This is a genomic window from Acinetobacter sp. A1-4-2, from assembly GCF_040233925.1.
GTDB lineage: Bacteria > Pseudomonadota > Gammaproteobacteria > Pseudomonadales > Moraxellaceae > Acinetobacter.
This window is the reverse complement of record NZ_CP157981.1, coordinates 2974474-2999912: the sequence shown is the minus strand read 5'-3', so window position 1 is coordinate 2999912 and position 25439 is coordinate 2974474. Positions and strand designations below refer to the sequence as shown.

Genomic DNA, 25439 nt, shown 5'->3' with positions numbered 1-25439 from the left:
ATCCTGTCGAGACTTTTTCGTATGGGTTAAACATATCACTCCTGATCTACCTCAGCATCCTGCTGTTTTGTACTTTTATTCTTGTTGTTTTAGAAACATCCTGTTTCGGTATGGGTTAACTATAATTTGAACGCTGCCGCATGCCTAGCCTTCATTTTCTGCAGTCCATGTACGCGAAAGCATACAGTAGTGCTTTAAAAATATGCTTCTATGCCCAGATAAGGGCCTTTAAATTTGAGTTTGGTTTCTGCATTTGAACTTTCTTCCAGCTGAATGTCTAAAATGCGATACCCAACTCTGGCACCTACGTCAACCAAGAGGTTATCGATGAAGTTATATTTGAGTTCTGCTTGAGCATCGCTAATTTGTTCATCATTCAGTGCAGCAAAACTGGCTTCAGCTCGAGCACTTAAGCCGGTAAAGGGCAGGTTTACCCCGGCCTGGGCATATAGTATCGGTAACGTACTACTCACATCTAAAGTGTCAGTATAGTTTTGCAGAATATCTCCACTTAAACGCTTGGCTCCAAAGCCGACATCGGCATCGACAATATTGTCCAGTATTTCGTAATAGAGAATGAAATCTGTATAAGTGAGGTCGACCTGATGGCTTTTTACACCTTCAAAACTTTGATCGCTATCAGCCTGTAAATGGCTATGTTTAATTTTTGCATTGGGTAAAAATGGCACCGGATGTTCTAGTGCAACCGAGAATGACAGCGCATGATCATCTTCAAGTTGTGCTTGTGGAAGCGAAGATGCCGGTTGGGTTACATCGGTGCTGTAGTACCAGTAATCAATATTGCCTTTAACCGCAATAACATCGGCTTGGGTGGAGCTGAATGCGCCCAGTCCAAGGGCTAAGCAAAGAATTTTGAATGATTGCATAAGAATCCTGAAGTAATGTGAACTGTTATTTTTGGAAAATCTTTTTCTGACTAAAATGGAGTTAATAGAGACTCAACTCAGCGCATCATATAGGGAATGATAAAAAATTGCATTGTTGTTATTCCTCCAAATTACAGGAAATTTACCGGTCATAATTAGCACACTACTTGAAAAAGCCATGCTGCATTTAATTTTTAAAGCATTATCACACAACCATAAATAAGTAGATTGAAGCATCTTAAGATAACTTCAGGTTTTTATATGTAATTTATGTATTCCCAAAAGTTTATTATTCAATAATAAAGAGAGATTAAAAATAAGCCGATTAAATGAGCATTCAAACTCAACAGATTATAAAAATGAAATGTTTGGTAAATAAATTACAGAAAATTTTTATAAAAGTGAGTATTGTTAAGTTCATATAAAGGATGGGTATTGATCAACATTTTTAAGCAAAATTTGATCCTTACTGATCTGTTTGCAATTTAGAATACTGCACCCAAAAGGTGACCTCTAAATCAGACACAAGAATTATTTTTGAATGGTACTTTTTTTTGCTTGCGATATAAACCCGATAACAAGCAGCAACTGAAGATACCGAAGGTTTAGGTGTTGTATGACAGATTCTCGTGAAAACTGGACCTCACGATCCGGCTTTATTATTGCCGCTATCGGATCGGCGGTCGGTTTAGGTAATATTTGGCGCTTTCCATACGTTGCCTATGAAAATGGCGGTGGTGCGTTTCTTATCCCTTATTTGATTGCTTTAATTACTGCGGGTTTACCGCTGTTATTTCTGGACTATGCAGTCGGACATCGTAGCAGTGGCTCGCCTCCGAAAGCATACCGTAAATTATTCCGGGGAGGCGAAACCCTGGGATGGTGGCAAGTCAGTGTCTGTATCATTATTGGCTTGTATTATGCCAGTGTTTTAACCTGGGCAGGCAGTTACGTTTATTTCTCGATTGGTCAAATGTGGGGCAGCGACCCGGAAGGGTTCTTCTTTAAAACCTATTTGCAGACTTCAGAGGCAACCGGTTTTGACCCGCGTTTTGTCAGTCATATTTTTTGGCCATTGGCTGGAATTTGGGTACTGACCTTAATCATTTTATATGGTGGGGTGAAAAAAGGCGTTGAGCTTTCCAACAAGATTTTCATGCCATTACTGTTTGTTTTATTTACCCTGTTAGTGATTCAATCCCTGCGTTTGCCGGGTGCAGTGGAAGGCTTGAATGCCTTCTTTACCCCAAACTGGGCAGCCATGATGGACTATAAAGTCTGGCTGGCGGCGTATGGCCATACCTTCTTCTCTCTATCTGTCGGTTTCGGGATCATGGTGACCTACGCTTCTTATCTGAAGCCGAAAACCAATTTAACCGGTTCAGGTTTAATTGTGGGCTTTGCCAATGCTTCAACTGAAATTTTAGCAGGTATTGGGATTTTCTCAGCGCTGGGCTTTATGGCGTATAGCTCAAACAGCAATGTACAGGATGTGGTGAGTGGCGGTATCGGGCTGGCCTTTATTGCTTTCCCTAAAATCATTTCCAGCCTGGGTGCTGGTGCGGATTTATTTGGTATCCTGTTTTTTACCTCATTGTTTGTTGCTGGTATTTCATCGATGGTCAGTATTTTGGAAGTTCCAATTTCTGCCATGATGGACAAGCTGAAATGGGGCCGTAAGAAAGCTGTTACTATTGTTGGTGGCGGTAGTGCTTTGGTTTCTATCGTTTTATTCTCCAGTGTCAATTCGATTAAACTGGTGGATATCATTGACCATTTCATCAATAACATCGGTATTATTGGTGGTGCATTAATTTCAATTATCAGCATTGCCTGGTTTAAGCGTTCAGCTTTGCTTGAGATCCGGAATCACGTTAATGCCATTTCAACCGTGCATTTAGGCAAAGGCTGGGATTTTACCCTAACGGTCATTACCTCGTTGATTTTATTGATTACATTGGCCATGACCATTTATAACTTGTTATTAAAAGGCTATGGTGACTATAGTATCAGTATGCAGTGGCTGTTTGGCTGGGGCTGTGTGATTTTCTGTGCTGTGGTGGCGTTTGTTTTAGCCAGAATGAAAGATCGCTAGGAGAATAAACATGAATACTTCAGCAATTGTCATGATGATTATCTCGATGCTGTTTTTATGGGGCGGATTGGTGTTATCTATTCTACACTTGATGAAACATCCGGAAGAACTGGATGAGGTGCTGGAAGAAGTGAAAGACCAGCATACGCTTTAAATCCGTAAATACTTCAGTTCATACTGTTGCAAAAGAAAGCCATTATCATTGATGATAATGGCTTTTTGTTTCTTGAATACTTGTGTCTTGAATGGAGCATGCTGTTGCCCAACCTTGTGCTACCGCAAGTCTGGGTCGCATTTGCACCGATCTTTCTGGCAGGAGAGGGCATCCTAATAAAAAAGGAGGGTTTTTGCTCCCTCCTTTTTTAAGTATATGGCTTAAGCTATTTTCTGGATACGGCAATAGAAGAAGCCATCGCCACGGCCCACTTGTGGCAGCAATTGGCGACCGTGAATTTGTTCAATGCCCCAGTCGGCTTCAATTTTGATTTCTTTGGCATCTGGATGGGTAGCAAAGAACTCGACCATTTGCTGTTCATTTTCTGCTTTTAAAATCGAGCAGGTGATGTAAAGTAAGGTGCCACCGACTTTTAGTTGCTGCCACATGTTGTCCAAAATCTGTTTTTGCAGTTGGACTGTTTTGGCAATATCAGTTGATTGACGCAGTAAACGGATGTCTGGATGACGGCGCATCACCCCAATCGCTGAACACGGTGCATCTAAAACAATGCAATCAGCTGGTTCAGGTGCTGTCCAGGTTACGGCATCTGCGCTGACAATTTCGACATGTTTGCCATCGAGAACCAAACGCTCCAGGTTTTCAGAAACACGTTTTAAGCGCTTTTCATCCTGATCAAGGGCAATCAGTTTTTTCGGCTGATATTTCTCTAAAATGTGCGCAGTTTTACCGCCTGGTGCCGCACAGGCATCAATCACGATTTTGCCATTCAAGTTCGGCAATAAAGTAGCGCACAGCTGGGCATGCTCATCCTGTACTGAAAAGCCGCCAGCTTCAAAGCCCGGTAAACTTGGAATGTGCAGGCTTTCATCCATGACAATGCCGACTTCAGAAATTTCGCAGCGATGTGCATCGATGCCTTCATCTTCCAGAATGTCGAGATATTCGTCACGGCTGACCTGGCGTGTATTAACGCGTAAAGTCAGTGGCGCCACCTGTTTTAGCTCATAGCTGAGTTCAGCAAATTGATCGCCCCAGTCTTTTTTCAGACGTTTAGACAACCAGCTTGGTAAATTCGTCGCTTGTTCAAGCACGTCATAGAACTGCTCAGATTCACGGGTGGCACGACGTAAAATCGCATTCACTACGCCACTTAAACTTTCCATCCCCAATTGTTTGGTCGCTTCAACGGTTTCTGAAATGGCCGCATGGGCAGCCACGCGGGTGCACAGCAATTGGTATAAACCAAGGTACAAACAAGTTTCAACCACTTGATTGTCCAGTGGTTTAGAGAGTAATGGTAAAGTCAGTTGTTTCAATGCATGCCATTGACGTAAACAACCCAGTACCAATTCATGGAACAAAGCACGGTCTTTGTCTGATACGATGTTCATTTGCTGCGCCAGCACAGATTGCAGCGATTGACCATTTTGGACAGCCAATAACGTCTTCACCACCTGAGCACGTAAATTAAGGTTTTTGGCTGAGGCGTTGGGAGATTGCTTCATTATAAAATTTGTCCAATAGTCAGTTTTTGGGTTTGTAAAATTTGTACAGGGTTAAGCGGTTTAGCGCCCGGCCATTGTAAAGTAGTCAGTGTGATGACCGTGTTATTTGCACAGGCAACATGAACGCCATCTTTATCAATGGCAATGATTTCACCCGGTTGAGCATTTTCCGCAGTAGCATGAGATAACTTGGAATTCCACACCCGCAAGTTGTTTTTCTCATCGAGTACGATAAATGCCACTGGCCATGGGTTAAAGGCGCGGATATTACGGTCAATCTGTATGGCATCCCTAGACCAGTCAATTTCTGCTTCGGCTTTGGAAAGCTTGTGAGCATACACAGTCAATGCTTCGTCTTGCACTTCACGGGTCGCCAGGTAGTGTTGCAGTTTTTCTTCCGACGCTAAAACAGCTGCAATGGCACTTGCACCTTGTTCGGCCAGTTTGTCGTGCAAAGTTGCTGAGGTGTCGCTTGATTCAATCGGGCAGATGGTTTTAAACATCATATCACCGGTGTCCAGACCCGCCGCCATTTTCATGATAGTCACGCCAGTTTCAGTATCGCCTGTGGCAATGGCACGCTGAATCGGCGCTGCACCACGCCAGCGTGGCAACAGTGAACCATGAATATTGAGGCAGCCATATTTAGGTGTATCGAGTACCACTTGCGGCAGAATCAAGCCATAAGCGGCCACCACCATTACGTCGGCATTTAAAGCGGCTAATTCTGCCTGTGCGGCCAAGCCTTCTTCAGTCGAAGATTTAAAATGAAGCGGCTGGTAGACCGGAATATTATTGGCTAAAGCCAGCTGCTTTACAGCAGAAGCCGTGAGTTTTTGTCCTCGTCCAGCTTTGCGGTCCGGTTGAGTATAGACCGCAACAATGTCATGTTCGGTTTTAAGCAGTGCAGCCAATGCAGTAGCGGCAAATTCTGGTGTACCCGCAAAGATGATTTTCACACAAAAGCTTCCAAATAAACGTGATGTCTATTATAAGGCAAAAGCATTTATTCACCTAAATTGAGTCTGAATACAGACCGAAGGAGCCTATTTTTATAAAAAAAACTTATGCAAAATTTAAAAATTATTCATGAAAGTTTTGCATTGTCTGGCCGGGGATGGCGGTATAGTAGATTTCAGTTAAAGATTTTTGTCGTCAAATCACGAAGTTCAAATTATAGACCCATCTACCCATATCTAAGATGAAAATGCCATCTTGAAAAACAATGGCTTGGTGTATGATAGGTTGGAAATTCGACTGATTTCATGCTCTCGATCTGTAAGATTTCGCCAGAGTGAATGAGCTCATTCAACTCAAGCACAAACTTTGTTGGAATAACACAATGCCTGACTATCGTTCAAAAACATCGACACACGGAAGAAACATGGCGGGTGCGCGTGGCTTATGGCGCGCAACTGGGATGAAAGATGAAGACTTTGGCAAGCCAATTATTGCTGTCGTCAACTCATTCACACAATTTGTTCCAGGTCACGTTCATTTAAAAGATCTTGGTCAACTCGTGGCTCGTCAAATTGAAGCATCAGGTGGTGTGGCCAAAGAATTCAACACCATTGCGGTGGATGACGGGATTGCCATGGGGCATGACGGCATGCTGTATTCATTGCCGTCACGTGACCTGATTGCCGACTCGGTGGAATACATGGTCAGTGCGCACTGTGCCGATGCCATGGTGTGTATTTCCAACTGTGACAAAATCACCCCGGGGATGCTGATGGCAGCGATGCGCCTGAATATTCCAGTGGTATTCGTGTCTGGCGGTCCAATGGAAGCGGGTAAAGTGAAAATCCGCGGCAACGACAAAGCCATCGACCTGATCGACGCGATGATCGTGGCGGCAGATGACAACTATACCGATGAAGAAGTCGCAGAATACGAACGTTCTGCCTGCCCAACCTGTGGTTCATGTTCAGGCATGTTCACTGCCAACTCAATGAACTGCTTAACTGAAGCATTGGGTCTGTCTTTACCGGGTAATGGTTCAACTTTAGCAACCCATGCCAACCGTAAAAAACTGTTTGAACGTGCAGGCTCGTTAATTGTTGAATTGGCTAAACGCCACTATGAACAGGACGATTACAGCGTTTTACCACGTTCAATGGTAACCAAAGCATCGTATGAAAATGCCATGACGCTGGACATTGCGATGGGCGGTTCAACCAATACCGTACTGCACTTATTGGCTGCTGCAAATGAAGCGGGTGTTGATTTCACCATGGATGACATCGACCGCTTATCTCGTAAAGTGCCAGTACTGTGTAAAGTTGCGCCTGCGAAAAATGATGTGCATATGGAAGATGTACATCGTGCCGGCGGTATTATGTCGATCCTAGGTGAACTGGATCGTGCTGGCTTACTGGATACTTCAGTGGGTACTGTCCACGAAGCAACCCTGAAAGATGCTTTGGACAAATGGGACATCATCCGGACTGAAAATGAAGAGGTTTACCAATTCTTTAAATCGGCACCGGGCGGCGTACCAACACAAACTGCTTTCTCACAAGACCGTTACTATTCGCGTTTAGATGGTGACCGTGAAAATGGCGTGATCCGTAATGCAGCACATGCTTTCTCGAAAGATGGTGGTCTGGCTGTGCTTTACGGCAACATCGCGCTGGATGGCTGTATCGTTAAAACTGCCGGTGTTGATGATTCAATTTTGAAATTCAACGGTACTGCTCGCGTATTTGAAAGCCAGGATTCTGCGGTAGAAGCGATCTTGGGCAATGAAATTAAAGCCGGTGATGTGGTTGTGATTCGTTATGAAGGTCCACGTGGTGGTCCGGGCATGCAGGAAATGCTGTACCCAACCAGTTACCTGAAATCGAAAGGTTTGGGTAAGGAATGTGCCTTGCTGACTGACGGCCGTTTCTCTGGCGGTTCATCAGGTTTGTCGATTGGTCATGTTTCTCCTGAAGCAGCGGAAGGCGGTGCCATTGGTCTGGTTGAAGATGGTGATTTAATCGAAATCGATATTCCAAACCGTACCATCCACCTGGCTGTGGATGAAGCAACTATGGCTGCTCGCCGTGAAGCGCAAGAAGCCAAAGGCTGGCACCCAGTGGAAGAGCGTCCACGTAAAATTTCCAAAGCCTTGAAAGCCTATGCAATGCATACGACAAGTGCGGCAAAAGGTGCGGTACGTGAAATTTAATTTGTAGTTTTTACAAATTTTAGAAAGCACTCCCGATGGGGTGCTTTTTTATGGATTGTTGAAAATCGCGCAGTCAAATTTTGTAGAGATATTTGATACGAGCCGAGGTCATCCGCAACTGTCCGAGGCAGACCGTAATCTTAAAATGAATGTTTCTGCGATAAATTTTTTAGTTGGGAGCAATGGTCGAGTTTTGCGGATGACAAATGGTTTTGGTTACTTTTGCCGAAACAAAAGTAACATACGAGCTCCAAATATTTAATTTTATCCGGTAAGACTCCGTCGTAAGTTCCTAGACACTAAGAAATTTGTACTAATTGACTGATTAAAATATCTCAATTAAAGAATTTTTTACCTTTCATTATGTGATCTGGTTTGATTAAAAAACATTTAATAAGAGCTTCTCTACAACAGAGTTCTGCTTTTACATATCGTATGCCTTCTATACAATGATCTTAGAATAATTTGCCAAAGACTGAAGCTGAAAATCAGTCATCGCCAAGGAAGAAACCAATGAGTAAAGATAATATCCGTGAGCACTCTGCCCCGGTTTACGAAGGCATTGAAAATGCGCCGGCACGTTCCATGATGCGCGCGACTGGTTTTAAAGATGCCGACTTTAGCCGGCCTTTTATTGGTATTGCTTCGACTTGGGCCAATGTCACGCCTTGTAATATGCATATCGATGGCTTGGCGCGTGAAGTGGAAAGAGGCGTGAATGCCGCAAATGGCAAGGGGATTATCTTCAATACCATTACCATTTCTGACGGGATCTCAAATGGTACCGAAGGAATGAAATACTCATTGCTGTCCCGTGAAATTATTGCCGATTCGATTGAAGCAGTTGTCGGCTGTCAGGCTTATGATGGCGTGATTGCGATTGGTGGCTGTGACAAGAATATGCCGGGCTGTATCATGGGCTTGGCGCGTTTAAATCGCCCAGGTCTGTTTATTTATGGTGGAACCATTAAACCGGGTGCTGGCCATACCGACATGATTTCTGTGTTTGAAGCCGTGGGTCAGCATGCCAAAGGCGAAATCAACGAGATTCAGGTCAAGCAGATTGAAGAAGTCGCATTGCCGGGACCAGGTTCCTGTGGCGGCATGTATACTGCCAACTCGATGGCTTCTGCAATTGAAGCCTTAGGCATGAGCTTACCGGGTTCATCGGCGCAGGAAGCGGTGTCTGAAGAGAAAAAAATTGACTGTCTGCGTGCCGGTGAAGCGGTGATGAACTTGTTACGTCTGGACATTAAACCGCGTGACATCATGACCAAGGCAGCCTTTGAAAATGCGATTAAAGTGCTGATTGCGCTGGGTGGTTCTACCAATGGGGTGCTGCATCTGTTGGCGATGGCCCATACTGCAGGTGTGGAACTGACTCTGGACGATTTTGTACGCATTGGGAAAGACATTCCTGTGGTGGCGGATGTGCGTCCATCGGGCAAATATCTGATGTCGGAACTGATTGCGATTGGCGGGATTCAGCCGCTGATGAAACGCATGCTGAATGCCGGCATGCTGGATGGTTCCTGCTTAACCGTAACCGGTAAAACCTTGGCTGAAAATCTGGCAGATGTAGAAGATTATCCAGAAGGTCAGCAAATTATTTTGCCCTTTGATGCACCCATCAAAAAAGACTCGCATCTGGTGGTGCTAAAAGGCAACCTGTCACCAACGGGTGCGGTAGCAAAAATTACAGGTAAAGAAGGCCTGTATTTTGAAGGTCCGGCACGCGTGTTCGAAGGCGAAATTGGTGCCATGCGTGGTATTTTAGATGGTGAAGTGCAGGAAGGCGAAGTGGTGGTGATTCGTGGTGAAGGGCCTAAAGGCGGACCCGGTATGCCGGAAATGCTTAAACCGACCTCGGCCATTATTGGTAAGGGCTTAGGAAAATCTGTAGCGCTACTCACCGATGGCCGTTTCTCAGGTGGCAGCCATGGCTTTGTGATAGGTCATGTCACGCCTGAAGCCTATGAAGGCGGGCCGATTGGTCTGGTGAAAAATGGCGATAAAATTTCCATTAATGCCGAAACCCGTGAAATGACACTGCATATTTCCGATGCAGAACTGGCAGCGCGTAAAGCAGCCTGGGTCAAGCCTGAACCGAATTATCGCTATGGTGCTTTGGCGAAGTTTGCCAAATTGACTACAGGTGCTGAAAAAGGGGCAGTGACCGATCTAAATTTAGATGTATAATTGATCATTACCTAACAAATTGTTATAAACCCTTGTAGCACACAAGGGTTTTTTTTCGAGGCTGATCTCATGTCACTGTTACGCCGTTGGTTTGATCCACTTCGATCGAGTTGGTTTTATCAAAAGCCGACCCGTCAGGTGGAATTATCTACGGAGCAGGGTTTAACCATCCACTTGCGTCTGGATGATGTCTATAGCTATCTGGCTGCACAGCAGTTACCTGAACTTGAAGAAATCTTGAGTGATGAGATCAAACCCTTAAAGGTGATCATTTCCAGTCGAACGGCAGAACCTCCCAATAACATGTCAGAAATGGAGTGGCAAAATTACTGCCTGAACGATGCCAAAATTCTGTCCAAACAGCATCGTTTTAGTTTCCATGAAACCCCCGAACAGCCGCCGCTTGAGGCCATTGCTCAAGCAGAAACAATCCTTCGCAATACTCCCTTACGCGGCCAGGATTTCCTGTATTTACTCGAAGACGTGTTCCACATGCTATGGCAAAAACAGTATGGCAAATTGCGTACTTTACATGCCATGGCCAGCCGCCATCATCCAGCGCAGAATTTTCCGGAACGAATTTTTAACGATAACGAAGTTTTGGTCAGCTATTTTGAATTTGGGGAGCGCAAGTATCATGCGGTGGATGATCTGCTGCGTTTAACCCGCCGTTTAAAACAACAAAAATTACTCACTGGTAATCCGATTTTCCTGATCAACCATATTGAATGGCGTGAACATCTGATCAGTGATGCCGAAGAACTGAATGAAATTCAGGCACTGGATCCGGAACTGGATTTATATATTGCTCTGGAAGACCCGATTTCCTGGCTCTTGTTGGCCTATATTAAAGAAGAGCTGGCCAATTTTTATAATATTCATCTCAATGTTTACCCGCTGTCTTATCACGGACGGGACCTGTTTGACTGGGGGCTGGCGACACGCTTGTCCAAACGTACCGAAGTGAAATTTACCCCGTTTTGCCGTCCTACCCAGCAAGCAACTTATGAGATGGCGAAACTGTTTTATAGCGTGCCTGAAGAGCAGCGTGTGGAAGCCATGTACAGCATTTTGCAGTCAGTCTGGACCAAAGGCAAAGACCTGTCATTCAGGCCGCATTTTGACCAGATCAAGCGTGATTTAGAGATCAATGAACTGAGTACTGAAGATATTGCTGCCAAATTAAAAGAAAATGACATACTCTGTGAAATGAAGTCTCAGCCCGATTTTCCTGTGCTCGAACTGCGCATTGATGGTCAAAGTTATGTGTTTAATAGTTTGTACCGGGTCTGGATGATCGAAAGTATTTTTAGTAATGTTTTAGAAGACCAATATAAAAGTGAAAATGATGATAGCAAAGATGAAGAAAGAGAAATGTGAGTCTTTAGAACAGGCCCGTGCACAGATTGATGCCATTGATACTGCGCTGATTGAGATGATTGCCACCCGTCAGTTTTATGTCGATCAGGCTACGCGTTTTAAGCGTACTGTACAGGACGTACAATCTCCGGAACGGGTCGAGCAGGTCATTCAGAAAGTACGTGCACAAGCGCTAGACCTGGGAACCGATCCTGATCTGGTGGAATATTTATATCGTGAAATGATCCAGCGTTTTATTCAGCGCGAATTGAGAGAAATCCGACCATAATTTGATTGCGCGTGGTATAAGCTCAATATAAAAGCTCAACCTGTCCAATAAAAAAGACACCTGAAAAAGTGTCTGAACCGCGCTATTTCATCTGTTACACCAGACGGTAATAGGTATAGCGGACCTGATCATTCTTATAAACCGCATGACTGTTTTGGCGGAAATCAGATACCCATTGGCGGCCGGTATAGGCAGCAATATGGCCGTAAACATGCTTCTGGGTTCTGTTGATAATATAGATATCACCTTCTTGCGGATGATCAAAAGAAGGGTTGATTTTTTTATAGCCAATTGCCTGGAGGGTATGTCCCCAATCTGCAGCTGCCACTGGATGATTCAAAATTCGGGCACCTGCTGACTGTAGTGCAATGCGGATGCTTCGTGCACATTTTTTGGTACTGGTCGCCGACGACATGCTATGTAACTTTTGTGTGAATTTACGTACATCCAGAAAGGGAATGCCTTTATTTTTGGAATTTTTAGCGCCTGAACCTGCCTGGTTTTTCTGGAAATTTTGCGAGATTACCGCCGTATTCTGATCCGCAGCATTAATCATATTGCTATGATGTCCATCATAAATCATTCTTCAATCTCTACCTGATTTTCAATTACTTTTAGAAAAAATAGACAGCATTTTTCAGAACTAAAACCCGAATATTCTTTCTTTCAATGGTACAAATGCAATGTTATTACATAGCCCATTCATGCGAAGCGCGTACTTTAAAGAGCTTTTATTTGAAAATCCACCTGTTTTAGTATGATAAATAACCAATTTAGGACGAGAAAAGCGCTAAATTTGCCGCAATCAGGACAGAAAATAAGGACAAGTTAGTTAGTAAATCATGTAGTTAAGATCAACTTAATAATATATTAATAATTGATGGATTTATTATGTAAACATGCAATTACTTGCTTAATTATTAATCAAAAATTAATATTTTGTCATATTTATAGTGGATATTTTTATTCTTTGCAGTCGCAAAAGCCTTAGCTTTTTCTTGAGATTTAGTCTGGAACAGGGTGACTTTTTAACTCCTCATATTCAAATTTCCTCAATCTCAAACATAAAAAAAGCAGCCTTGCGGCTGCCTGAAAATGTGTATTTATCTTTATGATTTATCGCCCAGGCTAAAGAACCAGTTCAGGATGAGGGCTGCAAACGTAGCGGTACCAATACCCCCCAGATTAAAGTTGCCGAATTGCAGGGCAAAGTCACCGGTGCCTAAAATAATAGTCACCGCAGCCACCATCAGGTTTTTGTTTTTAGAGAAATCAACCTTGTTTTCAATCCAGATTTTTGCACCGGCAATGGTAATTAAACCGAAGACCACAATCGATGCACCAGTTAAGATAGCAGTCGGAATGGTATGGATAATGGCACCAAATTTTGGTGAAAGTCCCAAGAAAACCGCAAATACACCGGCAAAAACAAAGATGATGGTTGAATAGACACGAGTCACCGCCATCACGCCAATATTTTCACCATACGTAGTCATCCCCGGAGCACCGACACCACCTGATAAAGTGGTTGCAAGACCATCGGCAACAAAGGCTTTACCAATATGCGGATCAAGGTTTTCACCGGTCATGGCACCTACTGCTTTAATATGCCCCAGGTTTTCAGCCACTAAAATCAAGGCAATCGGCGCAATAATTAGCATGGCATTGGCATCGAATACCGGTGAGTGGAAGGTAGGAATACCAAACCAGTCTGCCTGTTGAATTGGAGCAAAATTAATTGGTGTGCCATGTCCCATCACATTGGAAACAATATAATAAATTAAGTAAGCCAGTAATAAACCGATCAATAACAGCAGACGTTGCAGCAGGCCTTTGGTAAATACTGCAATAGAACCCATGCACATCACGGTGACCAGTGACATCCACATATTGAAGTTATTCCCTGCTACGCCTTTAACAGTCACCGGTGCCAAATTCAGGCCGATGATCATGACCACAGCACCGGTCACTACAGGTGGCATGAGTTTTTCAATCCATTTGGTTCCGGTTGCCATCACAATAAAACCAAAAATGGCATACAGAATACCGCAGGCCATAATACCGCCAGCGGCCAGGGCCAGATTGGTATTGGGTGCACCCGTACCCGAAGCGGCATAACCCGTTGCTGCAATGACCACCCCAATAAAAGCAAAGCTGGAACCCAGATAACTCGGCACACGTCCCCCGGTCATCAGGAAAAACAGGATGGTACAGATGCCTGACATTAAAATAGCCAGATTAGGATCAAACCCCATCAGGAAGGGTGCAAGTACAGTCGCCCCAAACATGGCAAAAGCATGTTGTACACCCAAAACTACACTTTGTGCAGGTGGAAGGTATTCATTGGTACCGACAGGACGTGCATCGATACTGCCTTCGTACGGGCGCCATTTGGGAAACCAATTGGACATTTTTTGAGCACTCTAAAAATAAATTGTGCACATCATACGCTTCTTTTTTGGAAGATTTAATCATTGAAACAAAATTTTATTTATACTAATACCATGACTTTTCAAATATTTTTACCATGTGATAAAAATTTTAATAATTAAAAATAACGCTAAATCAATAGTTAATAGGTATGAAGATGGGGTGATACATTCATAAATATTTTTTGTTTTATTTATAAAAATAATGGGAAACTTTTGACCATAAGGTTGAAAAAAGCACATTGCAGGAATGTGCTTTTTCTATGAGAAATCAGAATTTAACCGGTATTACGCAATCCGGCTGCAATCCCGGCAATACTCACCATTAAGGCATGATCGACTGGAGTATGTTCTGCCTGACGTTCTGCCAGATAGCGACGACGGCGTTTCATCAGTTCCGCCTGGAGTAAATGCAGCGGCAGTAAATACGGTTTGCGTACCCGCATAGACTGGTCCAGTACTTCATTGCTGCTGAGCAGTTTGGATTCACCTTTCAGCGCCAGCAAGGTTTGTACCGCATCTTTTAAGCGCTGACGCAGTTCATTGCCCAGGACTTTTAAGTCTTCATCCTCGGTCAAATGTGATTCGTAATATAAGGCGACATTACTATCTGCTTTGGACAATACCATTTCCAGCATGTCAATCAGGGTCTGGAAATATGGCCATTGTTGCAGCATCTCATCCAACAGTGGTTTTTGCCCTTGATGAATCACCTGGTTAATGGCTGCTCCAGTGCCTAGCCAAGCTGGAAGCATCAGACGGATTTGGGTCCAGGCAAAGACCCAGGGAATGGCACGTAAGGATTCAATCCCGCCGCTGACCTTGCGTTTTGCCGGGCGTGAACCGAGTGGTAACATTTGCAATTCCAGTTCCGGTGTAACCGTACGCAGGTATTTTACAAAATGTGGATTTTCACGCACGGTTTGACGATACACCTGTACCGACAAATCGGTCATGCTATGCATCAGTTCACGCCATTCATCCTTAGGCACCGGTGGTGGCAATAAGGTTGCCTCTAAAGTGGCTGCGGTATAAATCTCCAGATTTTGTAAGGCAATGCCTTCCAGACCAAACTTGAAGCGGATCATTTCCCCTTGTTCGGTCACGCGAATGGCACCGGAAATCGAGCCTGGCGGTTGTGAAAACAGTGCTTGCTGGGTCGGAGCACCCCCGCGGCTGATGGAACCACCGCGGCCATGGAACAGGGTGAGTTGTACGGCATGTTTTTTTGCAATCGCAGTCAGTTCTTCCTGTGCACGGTACTGAGCCCAATTGGCAGACATAAATCCGGCATCTTTGGCTGAGTCGGAATAGCCAATCATCACCTCGTGCTTGCCCTGAATATGCTGTTTGTACCAATGCATATTGAACAGGGTATTCATGGTACTGGCTGCACCGTCCAGATCTTTCAGGGTTTCAAACAGCGGAACTACACGAAGTGGATGCTTGATACCGGCTTCTTTTTGCAGCAATAACACGGCCAAGACATCACTCGGATATTCCGCCATGGAAATAATATACGCACCCAGACTTTCTTCCGGTTGTTCGGCCAGCGTGCGCATGGTGGCAAACACTTCCTGGACATCCGGATGTTCAATCAGGCTTTGTTTCGGTTCATTCAGATGTTTAGGCAACAACGGACGTTTGCTTTGCAATTCCTGCAACAGGAAGTTTTGGCGTGCCTGTTCGGTCCAGGTTTCAAAATTGCCTAGACCCAGATATTCAGTAATGGCAGAAATGGCCTGGCGATGGCGACCAGATTCCTGACGGATATCCAGTTTCAGCAGTTCAATGCCAAAGCAGTTGACGCGATGGATAAAGTCCAGCAGTTTGCCATTGGCAATTTCCGGCAGGTTGCAGGTAATCAGTGAACGGTAGCACAGCAATAAAGGCTGTAATAATTCATCTTTGCTTTTAATGACATGGCTATCATCGGCATCTTGACCTTGCAGTTTTTGCGCCAGCCAGTGACGGGTGGCTTTAAGGCGTTCGCGGGTATCCCGCAGATATTCACGGTAGGGTTCGGGGTGGCTATGGCCCAGTGCCTGCATCAGTTCATCGCTGCAGTTTTGAATCGACAGTTCCCAGCGCAGGTCTTCCATATCACGCAGATATAAATCAGCCGCTTTCCAGCGCGACAGCCAGAGTACTTCCTGGGTAATGTTATGCGTGACGTTCGGGTTGCCGTCACGGTCACCGCCCATCCAGGAGGCAAAACGCACCGGTGCAACGGTTAAAGGTAAACGCTGGCTACAGTGATCTTCAACCATTTCATCCAGTTCGCGGATGAATTTGGGAATGGCATTCCATAGGGTTTGTTCAATAGTGGTAAAGCCCCATTTCGCTTCATCGACTGGGGTTGGCCGGTGCTGGCGGATTTCATCGGTCTGCCAAGCGGAACAAATCAGTTGTTTGAGTTCTTGCAGTACGGCTTTGCGTTCACGTGGGGTCAGTTTTTGTTGATCAGACTTAAACAGGCAGTCATTAATATCATCATATTTTTGAATTAAGGTACGACGGCTGACTTCAGTCGGATGTGCAGTCAACACCAGTTCAATTTTCAGTTCACAGATTTGCTTGAATAGGGTGTCGGCTGAAATTTCGTGATCTTTAAATTTCTGGAACAGATGATCGAGCGGATTGGGAGAGGGTGCATGTTCATCGAATTCGCTTTGACGACGACTTCGAACTACATTGTACTGTTCGGCAATATTGGCAAAATTCAGAAAGTGGGTGAATGCACGGGTAAGTGGAAGAATCTCATCATCTTCCAGACTCAGGAATAGTTGTTCAAGCTGTTTTTCGGCTTCTACCTGCCCATCACGTGCACCTTTGGACAGGGCACGAATCTGCTCCACCTGATTAAACAAATCTTGTCCCGCATGTTCCTTGAGGGTTTCTCCCAGTAAGTTCCCAAGTAAGCGTACATCCTCACGCAGTGGAGCATCAATTTGTTGAATCATTTTTTTTCATTCTCCTAGGCTACTCCTTTGAATATACCCCGATTCAATGACATTCCAAGTAGGGGGCAGACAAAAGTCGGTAATTTTTTGCTGCTAAAACTAGCAATTGAGTTGCCGTTGGTGCAGTCAGGAAAATGGAATTACAGATTTTACGGTTTTTTCTGATATTTCAGCATAAAGATCTCAATACTGTTCAAGATAATCTGCTGTTTCTCTTCAGCAGTTGGAACTTCCCGCACCCCAAGCAGCACTTCATGATGGCGCAGGCCCAACAGTAAAGAAAGGATCAGTAAGGTCAGGTTTTTTAAAGCTTCTGGCTGAATAAAGCCCAATTCGATAGCCTGCTGAAAAAAGTTTTCCCACAGTGCATTCATACGCAGATGGCAGGCATTATAAAATGTCTGTGCCAGTGGATTTTGTTCCGCCGCCAGTTCTACCAATAAGCGTTCCAGTTTGATGGCTTCAGGCAAATTGGTGATATTGAGGGCCAGCTCACAGGCATGCACAAATTCTTGATAAAAATTACTGTCGGCTTGCAGGTTTAAGGGGCGAGCACTGAGTAATTCTTCGCATGTGGCAACAATGGCACAAACAAATAAATTGGCTTTATCCTGAAAGTGATTGTAGACCGTCAGTTTGGTGACACCTGCTTCCTGGGCAATCTGGTTCATGCTGGAACCATGGTAGCCACACCTTAAAAATAAGCTTTTTGCTGCAGTTAAAATGCGCTGACGTTTTTCTAAGTCTTTGGGGCGACCCACATTTATTTGCACAATTTTTTCCAAAAAAATGAAAAAGGTCATTGATTTGACCCTCGATTTCCAATTAATGTACCGGTAGGTATATTAATTAAAAAACGATCAGTTTAAGATAATACTTATTTTGCCTTAAAAAACATTTTGAGATAAGAGCCAACTTCATGAGCACAGTAAAGATTGCAGTAAAAACCGCCCTGGTCAGCATGATGATTATTTGCAGTGTGACTTTATTGGGCTGCAGCACGGAGGCAACCGAAACAGAACAGGTCCCGTTTGTGATGGTGACTCAGCCGAACAGTACTCATAATGAACAGAAAAGCTATGCCGGAGATGTGCAGGCACGCCAGCAAACAGCTTTGGCCTTTCGGGTGGGCGGACAGATTATCGAACGTTATGTCGATGTGGGCGATCAGGTCAAGGTGGGGCAGGTGCTGGCAAAACTCGATGTGAAAGATGCCCAGCTGCAGCTCAATGCAGCAAAAGCTCAACTGGAAAGTGCTCAGTCGGCAGCAAAAATTGCCGCAGATGAACGGCAGCGCTTTAAGCAATTGCTGCCGATGAATGCGGTCAGCCGTTCGCAATATGATGCGGTGGATAATCAGTATAAGTCAGCGATGTCCGCGCTGAAACAGGTGCAGTCCAATTATCAGGTTACGAGTAACCAAACCGGTTATAACCAGCTGATTGCCAATAAAAATGGCGTGATTACCGCGCGTAACATTGAAGTGGGGCAGGTGGTCGCTGCGGGACAGGCTGCTTATCAGATGGCGATTGCCGGTGATCGTGAAGTGGTGATCGGGGTGCCGGAACAGGCCATTGCAGAGATTAAAGTCGGTCAGACGGCATGGGTCACTTTATGGTCCAAACCTGAAGATAAATTTGCCGGCTATGTGCGTGAAATTTCTCCGGCAGCCGATCAGTCCCGAACTTTTAGTGTCAAAGTCGCTTTGCGTGAAGGCAATGCTGCCATTCAGCTGGGCCAGAGTGCGCGGGTATTTTTTAACAATAGCCAAAACAATGTACTCAGTGTGCCGTTGTCCAGTGTCTCGGCCAATGGTCAGCAGGCCTATGTCTGGGTGGTGAAACCGGACCAGACCATTCATAAGGTGGCCGTGAACCTAGGAGCCTATGGTCGTGACAGTGTGCCGGTATTGTCCGGTCTGAATCCGCAAGATTATGTGGTGATTGGCGGTGTGCATTTATTGCGTGAAAAACAGAAAATCCAGCCGATCGACCGGGAAAATCGTGCCGTGAAAATTCGGGCAGGAGCTGCATCATGAATTTAGGCTCGAACTTTAACCTGTCGGAATGGGCCCTGAAAAATAAAGGTTTGATTTTTTATTTCATGCTGCTACTCGGCATTGTCGGCATTGTTTCCTATTCCAAACTGGCCCAAAGTGAAGATCCGCCGTTTACCTTTAAGGTGATGGTGATTCAGACCTACTGGCCGGGCGCAACCGCACAGGAAGTGTCGTTGCAAGTCACTGACCGCATCGAAAAGGAGTTGATGAGTACCGGTAATTACGAACGCATCATGGCCTATTCGCGTCCCGGTGAATCACTGGTGACGTTTGTCGCCAAAGATTCGCTGCGCTCAAACCAGATTCCCGATGTCTGGTATCAGGTGCGCAAAAAAGTGGGCGATATCCAGCATCAATTGCCGAGTGGGGTGCAGGGGCCGTTTTTTAATGATGAATTTGGCGATACCTTTGGAAATATCTATGTCCTGACCGGCAAAGATTATGACTATGCCATATTGAAGGAATATGCCGACCGTCTGCAACTGCAATTGCAACGGGTCAAGGATGTCGGCAAGGTCAATCTGGTAGGCCTGCAAGACCAGAAAATCTGGATTGAACTGTCCAATACCAAAGCGGTACAGCTCGGCATTCCGGTCACAACTATTCAGCAAGCCCTGCAACAACAAAATACCGTGGCCAGTGCCGGCTTTTTTGAAACTGGCACCGACCGCATTCAGATGCGGGTCAGCGGTCAATTAAAAAGTATTGATGAACTTAAACAAATGCCCCTGTTGGTGGCAGGAAAAACCATTCAGCTGGGCGATGTTGCGGACATTTATCGTGGCTTTAGCGAGCCGGCCCAGCCACGCATGCGTTTTATGGGCGAAAACGGGATTGGCATTGCCGTATCCATGCGCAAAGGTGGCGACATTCTGGCTTTGGGTAAAAATTTAGAGGCTGAATTTGCCCATTTGCAAAAATCTTTGCCCTTGGGCATGCAGCTAAAAAAAGTTTCCGACCAACCGGTTGCGGTGAAACGCAGCGTGAATGAATTCATGAAAGTGCTGGCAGAAGCGGTGATTATTGTCCTGCTGGTCAGCTTCTTTTCCCTAGGTTTTCGTACCGGTCTGGTGGTGGCATTTTCCATTCCACTTGTGCTGGCCATGACCTTTGCCGGCATGAATCTATTCGATGTCGGACTGCATAAAATTTCACTGGGCGCTTTAATTCTGGCGCTCGGTTTATTGGTGGATGACGCCATTATTGCCATTGAAATGATGGCCGTAAAAATGGAGCAGGGCTATAGCCGGCTGGAGGCGGCAGGTTTTGCTTGGAAAACCACGGCTTTTCCCATGCTGACAGGCACTCTGATTACCGCAGCCGGATTTTTACCGATTGCTACTGCTGCGTCCAGTACCGGTGAATATACCCGTTCCATTTTCCAGGTGGTGACGATTGCCTTGGTGGTGTCTTGGTTTGCAGCAGTCCTTTTTGTCCCCTATCTGGGCGATAAACTGCTGCCCGATTTTAATCAAGACCTGCTGCAAAAAGCGCCATGGTATCAGCGCTTATGGGCGCGCTTACGCAGGCAACCTGAACCTCAGCCGGTCGTGTACCATGCCGGTGAGCATCATGATCCTTATCAAACAAGGTTTTATCAAAAATTTAGAAGCTGGGTGGGTCAGTGTATAACCTACCGTAAAACCGTGATTGCAACCACGGTGGGTATTTTTGTGCTGTCGGTGCTGATGTTTAAACTGGTACCCCAGCAGTTTTTCCCGCCGTCCAACCGTGCCGAAATTCTGGTCGATTTAAAGCTGGAAGAAGGGGCATCGCTCACGGCCACAGAAAATGCCGTGAAAAAGGTAGAAAAATTCCTGTCGACCAAACAAGGCATCGACAATTATGTGGCCTATGTCGGCACGGGTTCCACCCGCTTCTACTTGCCACTGGACCAGCAATTGCCACAAGCCAGTTTTGCACAGTTTGTGGTTTTGGCTTCGTCCTTAGATGACCGCGATGAAATCCGCAAATCTTTAGATCATGAAATCCGTAAATTGCTGCCGGATGTGCGTACCCGGGTCTCGCTGTTGGAAAATGGTCCGCCTGTGGGTTATCCATTGCAGTATCGCGTTTCCGGTGAAGACCTGAATCTGGTGCGTCAATGGGCACATAAGGTTTCCGCCGTCATTGCAGAGAATCCGAACACTACCAATGTTCATCTGGACTGGGGCGAACCGAGTAAGGTCATTCAGCTGAATATTGATCAGGATCGCGCCCGTCAAATGGGAGTATCAACTTTAGATTTGTCACAATTCCTGAACAGTTCCATCAGTGGTGCTGTGATTAACCAGTATCGTGAAAAACGTGAACTGATTGAAATCCGTTTGCGTGGAGACCAGAACGAACGCATCAATGTGGAATCTTTGTCCAGTCTGGCTGTACCAACTGCCAATGGTGGTTCTGTACCTCTCGCGCAAATTGCCAAAATTGAATATAAATTTGAAGATGGCCTGATCTGGCATCGTAACCGTTTGCCGACCATTACCGTACGTGCCGATATTCGGACCAAGTTGCAGCCTGCCACCGTGGTCGGGCAACTTGCCGATAAAATGGATCAGCTGCGGGCCGAATTGCCAAGCGGTTATCTGGTTGAAGTGGGTGGTACGGTCGAAGAGTCGGCTCGTGGACAAAACTCGGTCAATGCCGGTATGCCGTTTTTTCTGGCGGTGGTGATGACCTTGCTGATGATTCAGCTCAAGAGTATGTCTCGTGCATTTATCGTCTTTTTGACGGCACCTTTAGGCCTGATTGGGGTGGTACTGTTTCTATTATTGCTGAATAAACCCTTTGGTTTTGTGGCAATGCTGGGAACCATTGCACTCTCTGGCATGATCATGCGCAATTCTTTAATCCTGATTGACCAGATTGAACAGGACATTCAGGCTGGACATGATCCCTGGAATGCCATTATCGATGCAACCGTACGTCGTTGCCGCCCGATTGTGCTGACTGCTCTGGCCGCAGTATTGGCGATGATTCCACTCTCCCGCAGTATTTTCTTTGGTCCGATGGCGGTGGCGATTATGGGGGGCTTGATTGTGGCGACCCTGTTGACGCTGTTCTTTTTACCGGCATTGTATGCACAATGGTTTAAAGTGAAAAAAAATAGCCAAACGGAGTAATTTTTTGACAATAATCAGGTGCGAAATGTTGAAAACTTCAATATAGTAGCACCTAATATTTGTATACATTTTTATCAAGCAATTTACTGCATATTAAAACTCTAAACATGCGGTAAATGGGGTTGAAACGCACATGAAGCAAGACAACTTAAGCCGACTTCGCCGTTCCGTTGCGATTTCCTATGTCTTGATGTTTTTCGCGTTATTTACTGTGATTAGTGGCATATTTGCTTATTGGTTTGCGCGTAAAGTTACACAAGTGGATGAAGTGGAGGTCTGGCTTGAAGCCCAAGCCCTCTGGATCATGCGTAATATTGTGATTTATATGATTTTGGTATGTTTTGCAGCACTCTGGTTTATTCCGCTGATTTTCTTTTATTGGGATAGTGCAGTTTGGGTAAAAGGTTGTACCGTTGCAGGCGTGGTTTTCGCCATGATTGCCTTCTTATTCTTGTTGAATGCCTGGCTGAAAGGAATCTCCCGGTTTTTCAAAAATAAAGCCGTTTTCTAATCCGAGTAAACTTTTTTCCCCTCTTTCCCTTGTAAAATTTGTTTCCGTCCCCAATTTCACACCACAGTTAAGTATTAAATAAAATTCCGTGAGGAGCATCGCCAGACATGGCTAAACGTGATTATTATGAGGTTTTGGGCGTCGCTAAAACCGCTAGTGATGATGAAATTAAAAAAGCCTACCGTAAGTTGGCGATGAAATATCATCCAGACCGTAACCCGGACAACCCTGAAGCTGAAGAAAAATTTAAAGAAGCTGCCGAAGCTTATGAAATTTTATCCGACAGTGAAAAACGCAGCATGTATGACCGTATGGGGCACAATGCCTTTGAAGGCGGCATGGGCGGTGGTGGCTTCGGTGGTGGTTTCAGCGCTGAAGACATCTTTAGTCAGTTTGGCGACATCTTTGGTGGCGCATTTGGTGGCGGTGGTGGCCGTGGCCAGCAACGTGCACGTCGCGGATCAGACCTGCGCTACGTGATGGAATTGACCCTTGAAGAAGCGGTCAAAGGCGTGAAAAAAACCATTACATTTACTGCGCCGGCACCGTGTGAAACCTGTGATGGTAAAGGCTCTAAAAATCCGAACGATGTTGAAACCTGTAAAACCTGTCATGGTGCAGGTCAAGTGCGTATGCAGCAAGGTTTCTTCTCTGTTCAGCAAACCTGTAGCACCTGTCGCGGTCAGGGTAAAATCATCAAGAACCCATGTAACACCTGTCATGGTTCTGGTGTAAAAGACCGTCAGCAAACCCTTGAAGTGACCATTCCTGCTGGTGTGGACAATGGCGACCGCGTACGTTTAAGCGGTAAGGGCGAAGCAATCCGTGATGGTCAATCCGGTGATCTATACGTAGAAGTGGTGGTGCGCGAGCATGACATCTTCCAGCGTGATGGTGCCGATCTGTATATGGATGTGCCGGTATCTATTGCCGATGCTGCATTGGGTAAAGAAATCCAGATTCCAACCCTAGATGGCCGTGTCAGCCTGAAAATTCCTGAGGGCACTCAAACTGGCAAACTGTTCCGCTTGCGTGGTAAAGGGGTTAAACCGGTACGTACCAGCATGCAGGGTGACTTGCTTTGCCGTGTAGTGGTAGAAACTCCGGTGAATTTGACTGCTCGTCAACGTGAGTTGTTGAAAGAATTGCAAGAAACGATGGATGGTGATGACAATAAATCATCGCCTAAGAAGAAATCGTTCTTCGGTCTGTTTGATTAATTTCAGACATAGTTTGAAAAAAAGGGGGGAATATTCAATATTCCCCCCTTTTTTATAAGCGCTTATTCGATGATTGGTTTGTCAATAGCTTCGACATCTACCCATTGCGTTGCTGCTTCGCCAGCCGGTTCTTGCTTGGTCGCTGCCGGATTAGTTTCAGCTTGAGCCGGTGTAGCGCTATGGGTACGAATATTTATTTTGACTTGCGATAAGCTTTCCAAAGTATCTCCCGCTTGGATTGCCGGTTCTGCCCACGCTGTGCTGACGATGGTTGCCATAAAAACAGTTAACGTGATTTTTTTCGAATGCATGTTGATCTCCTTATAATTCATCTTTTTATCACTCGTGTCGCGTAGTCTGCGCAGTGATGTTTACAGGGAGATGAAAATCAGCAGCAAAATCATTTATTTTTAATGCTGAACTTTCAATACAGCAACCAATCAGGGTTGAGCCATTGCATCATGCTTTGGCATAAGCATTCGTCATGACCGGTTTCTCTTTTTTAAATAAAAAATTTCAGGCTGAAACTTAGTCTCGGTACAGAGTTTTGATATAGTAAGACCAATTTAAAATCAACATTGGGAATATGTTATGTCAGCAGCTCCACGCATTGGTGTATTGGGTGCAGGCGGCCGTATGGGACGCATCCTTATTCAGGCAGTTAAAGAAGCGGGTTATCAACTTGCAGCAGCAGTTGAACGTCCTGAAAGCAGCCTGATTGGTGCAGATGCAGGCGAGCTTGCCGGTATTGGTGCTGTTGGTGTTAAGGTTGTGGGCAATCTGCAAGACGTATTAAAAGACTGTGACGTGGTGATTGATTTTACTGCACCGGTTGCAACTGCCCAGCATTTAAAATTGTGCCGTGAAGCCGGCGTGGCGATTGTGATTGGTACCACAGGCATGAACGACGAACAAAAAGCCTATCTTGAAGATACTGCAACTGAAACGCCGGTGGTCTATGCGGCCAACTATTCGGTTGGCGTGAACGTTTCAATCAAACTGTTAGAGCTAGCGTCTAAAGTGTTTGGTGATACTGTGGATATTGAAGTGATCGAAGCACATCACCGTCATAAGGTCGATGCACCGTCAGGTACAGCACTGATGATGGGCGAAGCCATTGCCGACACTTTAGGCCGTAACTTAAAAGAAGTCGCGGTGTATGGCCGTGAAGGTCATACTGGCCCGCGTGATCGTCAAACCATTGGTTTTGAAACCATTCGTGGTGGTGACATCGTCGGTGAGCACACCGTGATGTTTATTGGTGAAGGCGAACGTGTGGAAATTACCCATAAAGCTACCAACCGTATGAACTTTGCCGCAGGTGCGGTTCGTGCCGCAGCATGGGTCGTGGGCCGCGAAGCACGCAAATATGATATGAAAGACGTACTGGGTTTTAACGATATTCAGGTATAAAAAATCGTCAAAATCATTTATAACAATACAACAAA

19 protein-coding genes are annotated in these 25439 nt (G+C 45.3%); 11 read left to right on the top strand and 8 right to left on the bottom strand.

All coding sequences use genetic code 11. The features are described 5' to 3' along the window. Window positions 1-194: 194 nt before the first annotated feature. Window positions 195-887 carry a TIGR04219 family outer membrane beta-barrel protein gene (locus ABJ384_RS14470; protein WP_200223404.1) on the bottom strand — a complete coding sequence of 231 codons (693 nt, stop codon included), beginning with the start codon at window positions 885-887 and terminating at the stop codon, window positions 195-197. Between the two features lie 616 nt (window positions 888-1503). Here ABJ384_RS14470 and ABJ384_RS14465 point away from each other — a divergent pair. Then, window positions 1504-2982 carry a sodium-dependent transporter gene (locus tag ABJ384_RS14465; RefSeq protein ID WP_086197762.1) on the top strand — a complete coding sequence of 493 codons (1479 nt, stop codon included), beginning with the start codon at window positions 1504-1506 and terminating at the stop codon, window positions 2980-2982. A 10-nt stretch (window positions 2983-2992) separates the two neighbouring features. Then, the gene (locus ABJ384_RS14460; RefSeq protein ID WP_086197760.1) at window positions 2993-3136 is read left to right on the top strand and encodes a methionine/alanine import family NSS transporter small subunit; all 144 of its coding nucleotides are present in this window, start codon (window positions 2993-2995) and stop codon (window positions 3134-3136) included. Between the two features lie 221 nt (window positions 3137-3357). Here the strand turns inward: ABJ384_RS14460 and rsmB are convergent, their stop codons facing one another. Both rsmB and fmt read right to left on the bottom strand, forming a co-directional pair. Beyond that, window positions 3358-4665, bottom strand: coding sequence for a 16S rRNA (cytosine(967)-C(5))-methyltransferase RsmB (rsmB, locus tag ABJ384_RS14455; protein ID WP_349928130.1), 1308 nt, complete (start codon window positions 4663-4665; stop codon window positions 3358-3360). Then, window positions 4665-5624 carry a methionyl-tRNA formyltransferase gene (gene fmt, locus ABJ384_RS14450; RefSeq protein ID WP_349928128.1) on the bottom strand — a complete coding sequence of 320 codons (960 nt, stop codon included), beginning with the start codon at window positions 5622-5624 and terminating at the stop codon, window positions 4665-4667. Before fmt ends, rsmB begins: the two co-directional genes overlap by 1 nt. A gap of 383 nt (window positions 5625-6007) precedes the next feature. Here fmt and ilvD (ABJ384_RS14445) point away from each other — a divergent pair, with 383 nt between their 5' ends. The 4 genes from ilvD (ABJ384_RS14445) (at window position 6008) to ABJ384_RS14430 (ending at window position 11684) form a co-directional block, all read left to right on the top strand. Beyond that, a complete protein-coding gene (gene ilvD / locus ABJ384_RS14445; RefSeq protein WP_180043852.1) occupies window positions 6008-7837 on the top strand; it encodes a dihydroxy-acid dehydratase in 1830 nt (609 codons plus the stop codon). Window positions 7838-8350: 513 nt separating this feature from the next. Beyond that, complete coding sequence (gene ilvD / locus ABJ384_RS14440) at window positions 8351-10036, top strand: dihydroxy-acid dehydratase (protein WP_180043854.1); 1686 nt, start codon at window positions 8351-8353, stop codon at window positions 10034-10036. 69 nt (window positions 10037-10105) lie between these two features. Continuing rightward, entirely contained in the window at window positions 10106-11416 is a 1311-nt protein-coding gene (locus ABJ384_RS14435; RefSeq protein WP_180043856.1) for a hypothetical protein, read from the top strand. Then, the gene (locus tag ABJ384_RS14430) at window positions 11397-11684 is read left to right on the top strand and encodes a chorismate mutase (RefSeq protein ID WP_349928126.1); all 288 of its coding nucleotides are present in this window, start codon (window positions 11397-11399) and stop codon (window positions 11682-11684) included. Before ABJ384_RS14435 ends, ABJ384_RS14430 begins: the two co-directional genes overlap by 20 nt. A 94-nt stretch (window positions 11685-11778) precedes the next feature. Here ABJ384_RS14430 and ABJ384_RS14425 read toward each other — a convergent pair whose 3' ends face one another. The 4 genes from ABJ384_RS14425 to ABJ384_RS14410 all read right to left on the bottom strand — a co-directional run bounded on the left by ABJ384_RS14425 (window position 11779) and on the right by ABJ384_RS14410 (window position 17849). Then, window positions 11779-12267, bottom strand: a complete 489-nt coding sequence (locus ABJ384_RS14425) for a hypothetical protein (RefSeq protein WP_166169684.1) — start codon at window positions 12265-12267, stop codon at window positions 11779-11781. A 526-nt stretch (window positions 12268-12793) separates the two neighbouring features. Then, window positions 12794-14095, bottom strand: a complete 1302-nt coding sequence (locus tag ABJ384_RS14420) for a solute carrier family 23 protein (RefSeq protein ID WP_180043860.1) — start codon at window positions 14093-14095, stop codon at window positions 12794-12796. Between the two features lie 296 nt (window positions 14096-14391). Continuing rightward, a complete protein-coding gene (ppc, locus tag ABJ384_RS14415; RefSeq protein WP_349928124.1) occupies window positions 14392-17076 on the bottom strand; it encodes a phosphoenolpyruvate carboxylase in 2685 nt (894 codons plus the stop codon). 149 nt (window positions 17077-17225) lie between these two features. Next, window positions 17226-17849, bottom strand: a complete 624-nt coding sequence (locus ABJ384_RS14410; RefSeq protein WP_086196778.1) for a TetR/AcrR family transcriptional regulator — start codon at window positions 17847-17849, stop codon at window positions 17226-17228. Window positions 17850-17995: 146 nt separating this feature from the next. Between ABJ384_RS14410 and ABJ384_RS14405 the strand changes: the two genes are divergently transcribed. The 4 genes from ABJ384_RS14405 (at window position 17996) to dnaJ (ending at window position 23991) form a co-directional block, all read left to right on the top strand. Further along, window positions 17996-19114, top strand: a complete 1119-nt coding sequence (locus ABJ384_RS14405) for an efflux RND transporter periplasmic adaptor subunit (protein WP_349928122.1) — start codon at window positions 17996-17998, stop codon at window positions 19112-19114. Then, window positions 19111-22260, top strand: a complete 3150-nt coding sequence (locus tag ABJ384_RS14400; RefSeq protein ID WP_349928121.1) for an efflux RND transporter permease subunit — start codon at window positions 19111-19113, stop codon at window positions 22258-22260. The genes ABJ384_RS14405 and ABJ384_RS14400 overlap by 4 nt, the downstream gene beginning before the upstream one ends. 133 nt (window positions 22261-22393) lie before the next feature. Further along, a complete protein-coding gene (locus ABJ384_RS14395; protein ID WP_086176574.1) occupies window positions 22394-22771 on the top strand; it encodes a hypothetical protein in 378 nt (125 codons plus the stop codon). Between the two features lie 107 nt (window positions 22772-22878). After that, complete coding sequence (gene dnaJ, locus ABJ384_RS14390; RefSeq protein WP_349928119.1) at window positions 22879-23991, top strand: molecular chaperone DnaJ; 1113 nt, start codon at window positions 22879-22881, stop codon at window positions 23989-23991. Between the two features lie 62 nt (window positions 23992-24053). On the opposite strand, the gene ABJ384_RS14385 is transcribed toward dnaJ, so the two are convergent. Next, window positions 24054-24302, bottom strand: coding sequence for a hypothetical protein (locus ABJ384_RS14385; RefSeq protein WP_349928117.1), 249 nt, complete (start codon window positions 24300-24302; stop codon window positions 24054-24056). A gap of 280 nt (window positions 24303-24582) precedes the next feature. Between ABJ384_RS14385 and dapB the strand changes: the two genes are divergently transcribed. Further along, the gene (gene dapB / locus ABJ384_RS14380) at window positions 24583-25404 is read left to right on the top strand and encodes a 4-hydroxy-tetrahydrodipicolinate reductase (protein WP_180042691.1); all 822 of its coding nucleotides are present in this window, start codon (window positions 24583-24585) and stop codon (window positions 25402-25404) included. The last annotated feature ends 35 nt before the right edge of the window (window positions 25405-25439 follow it).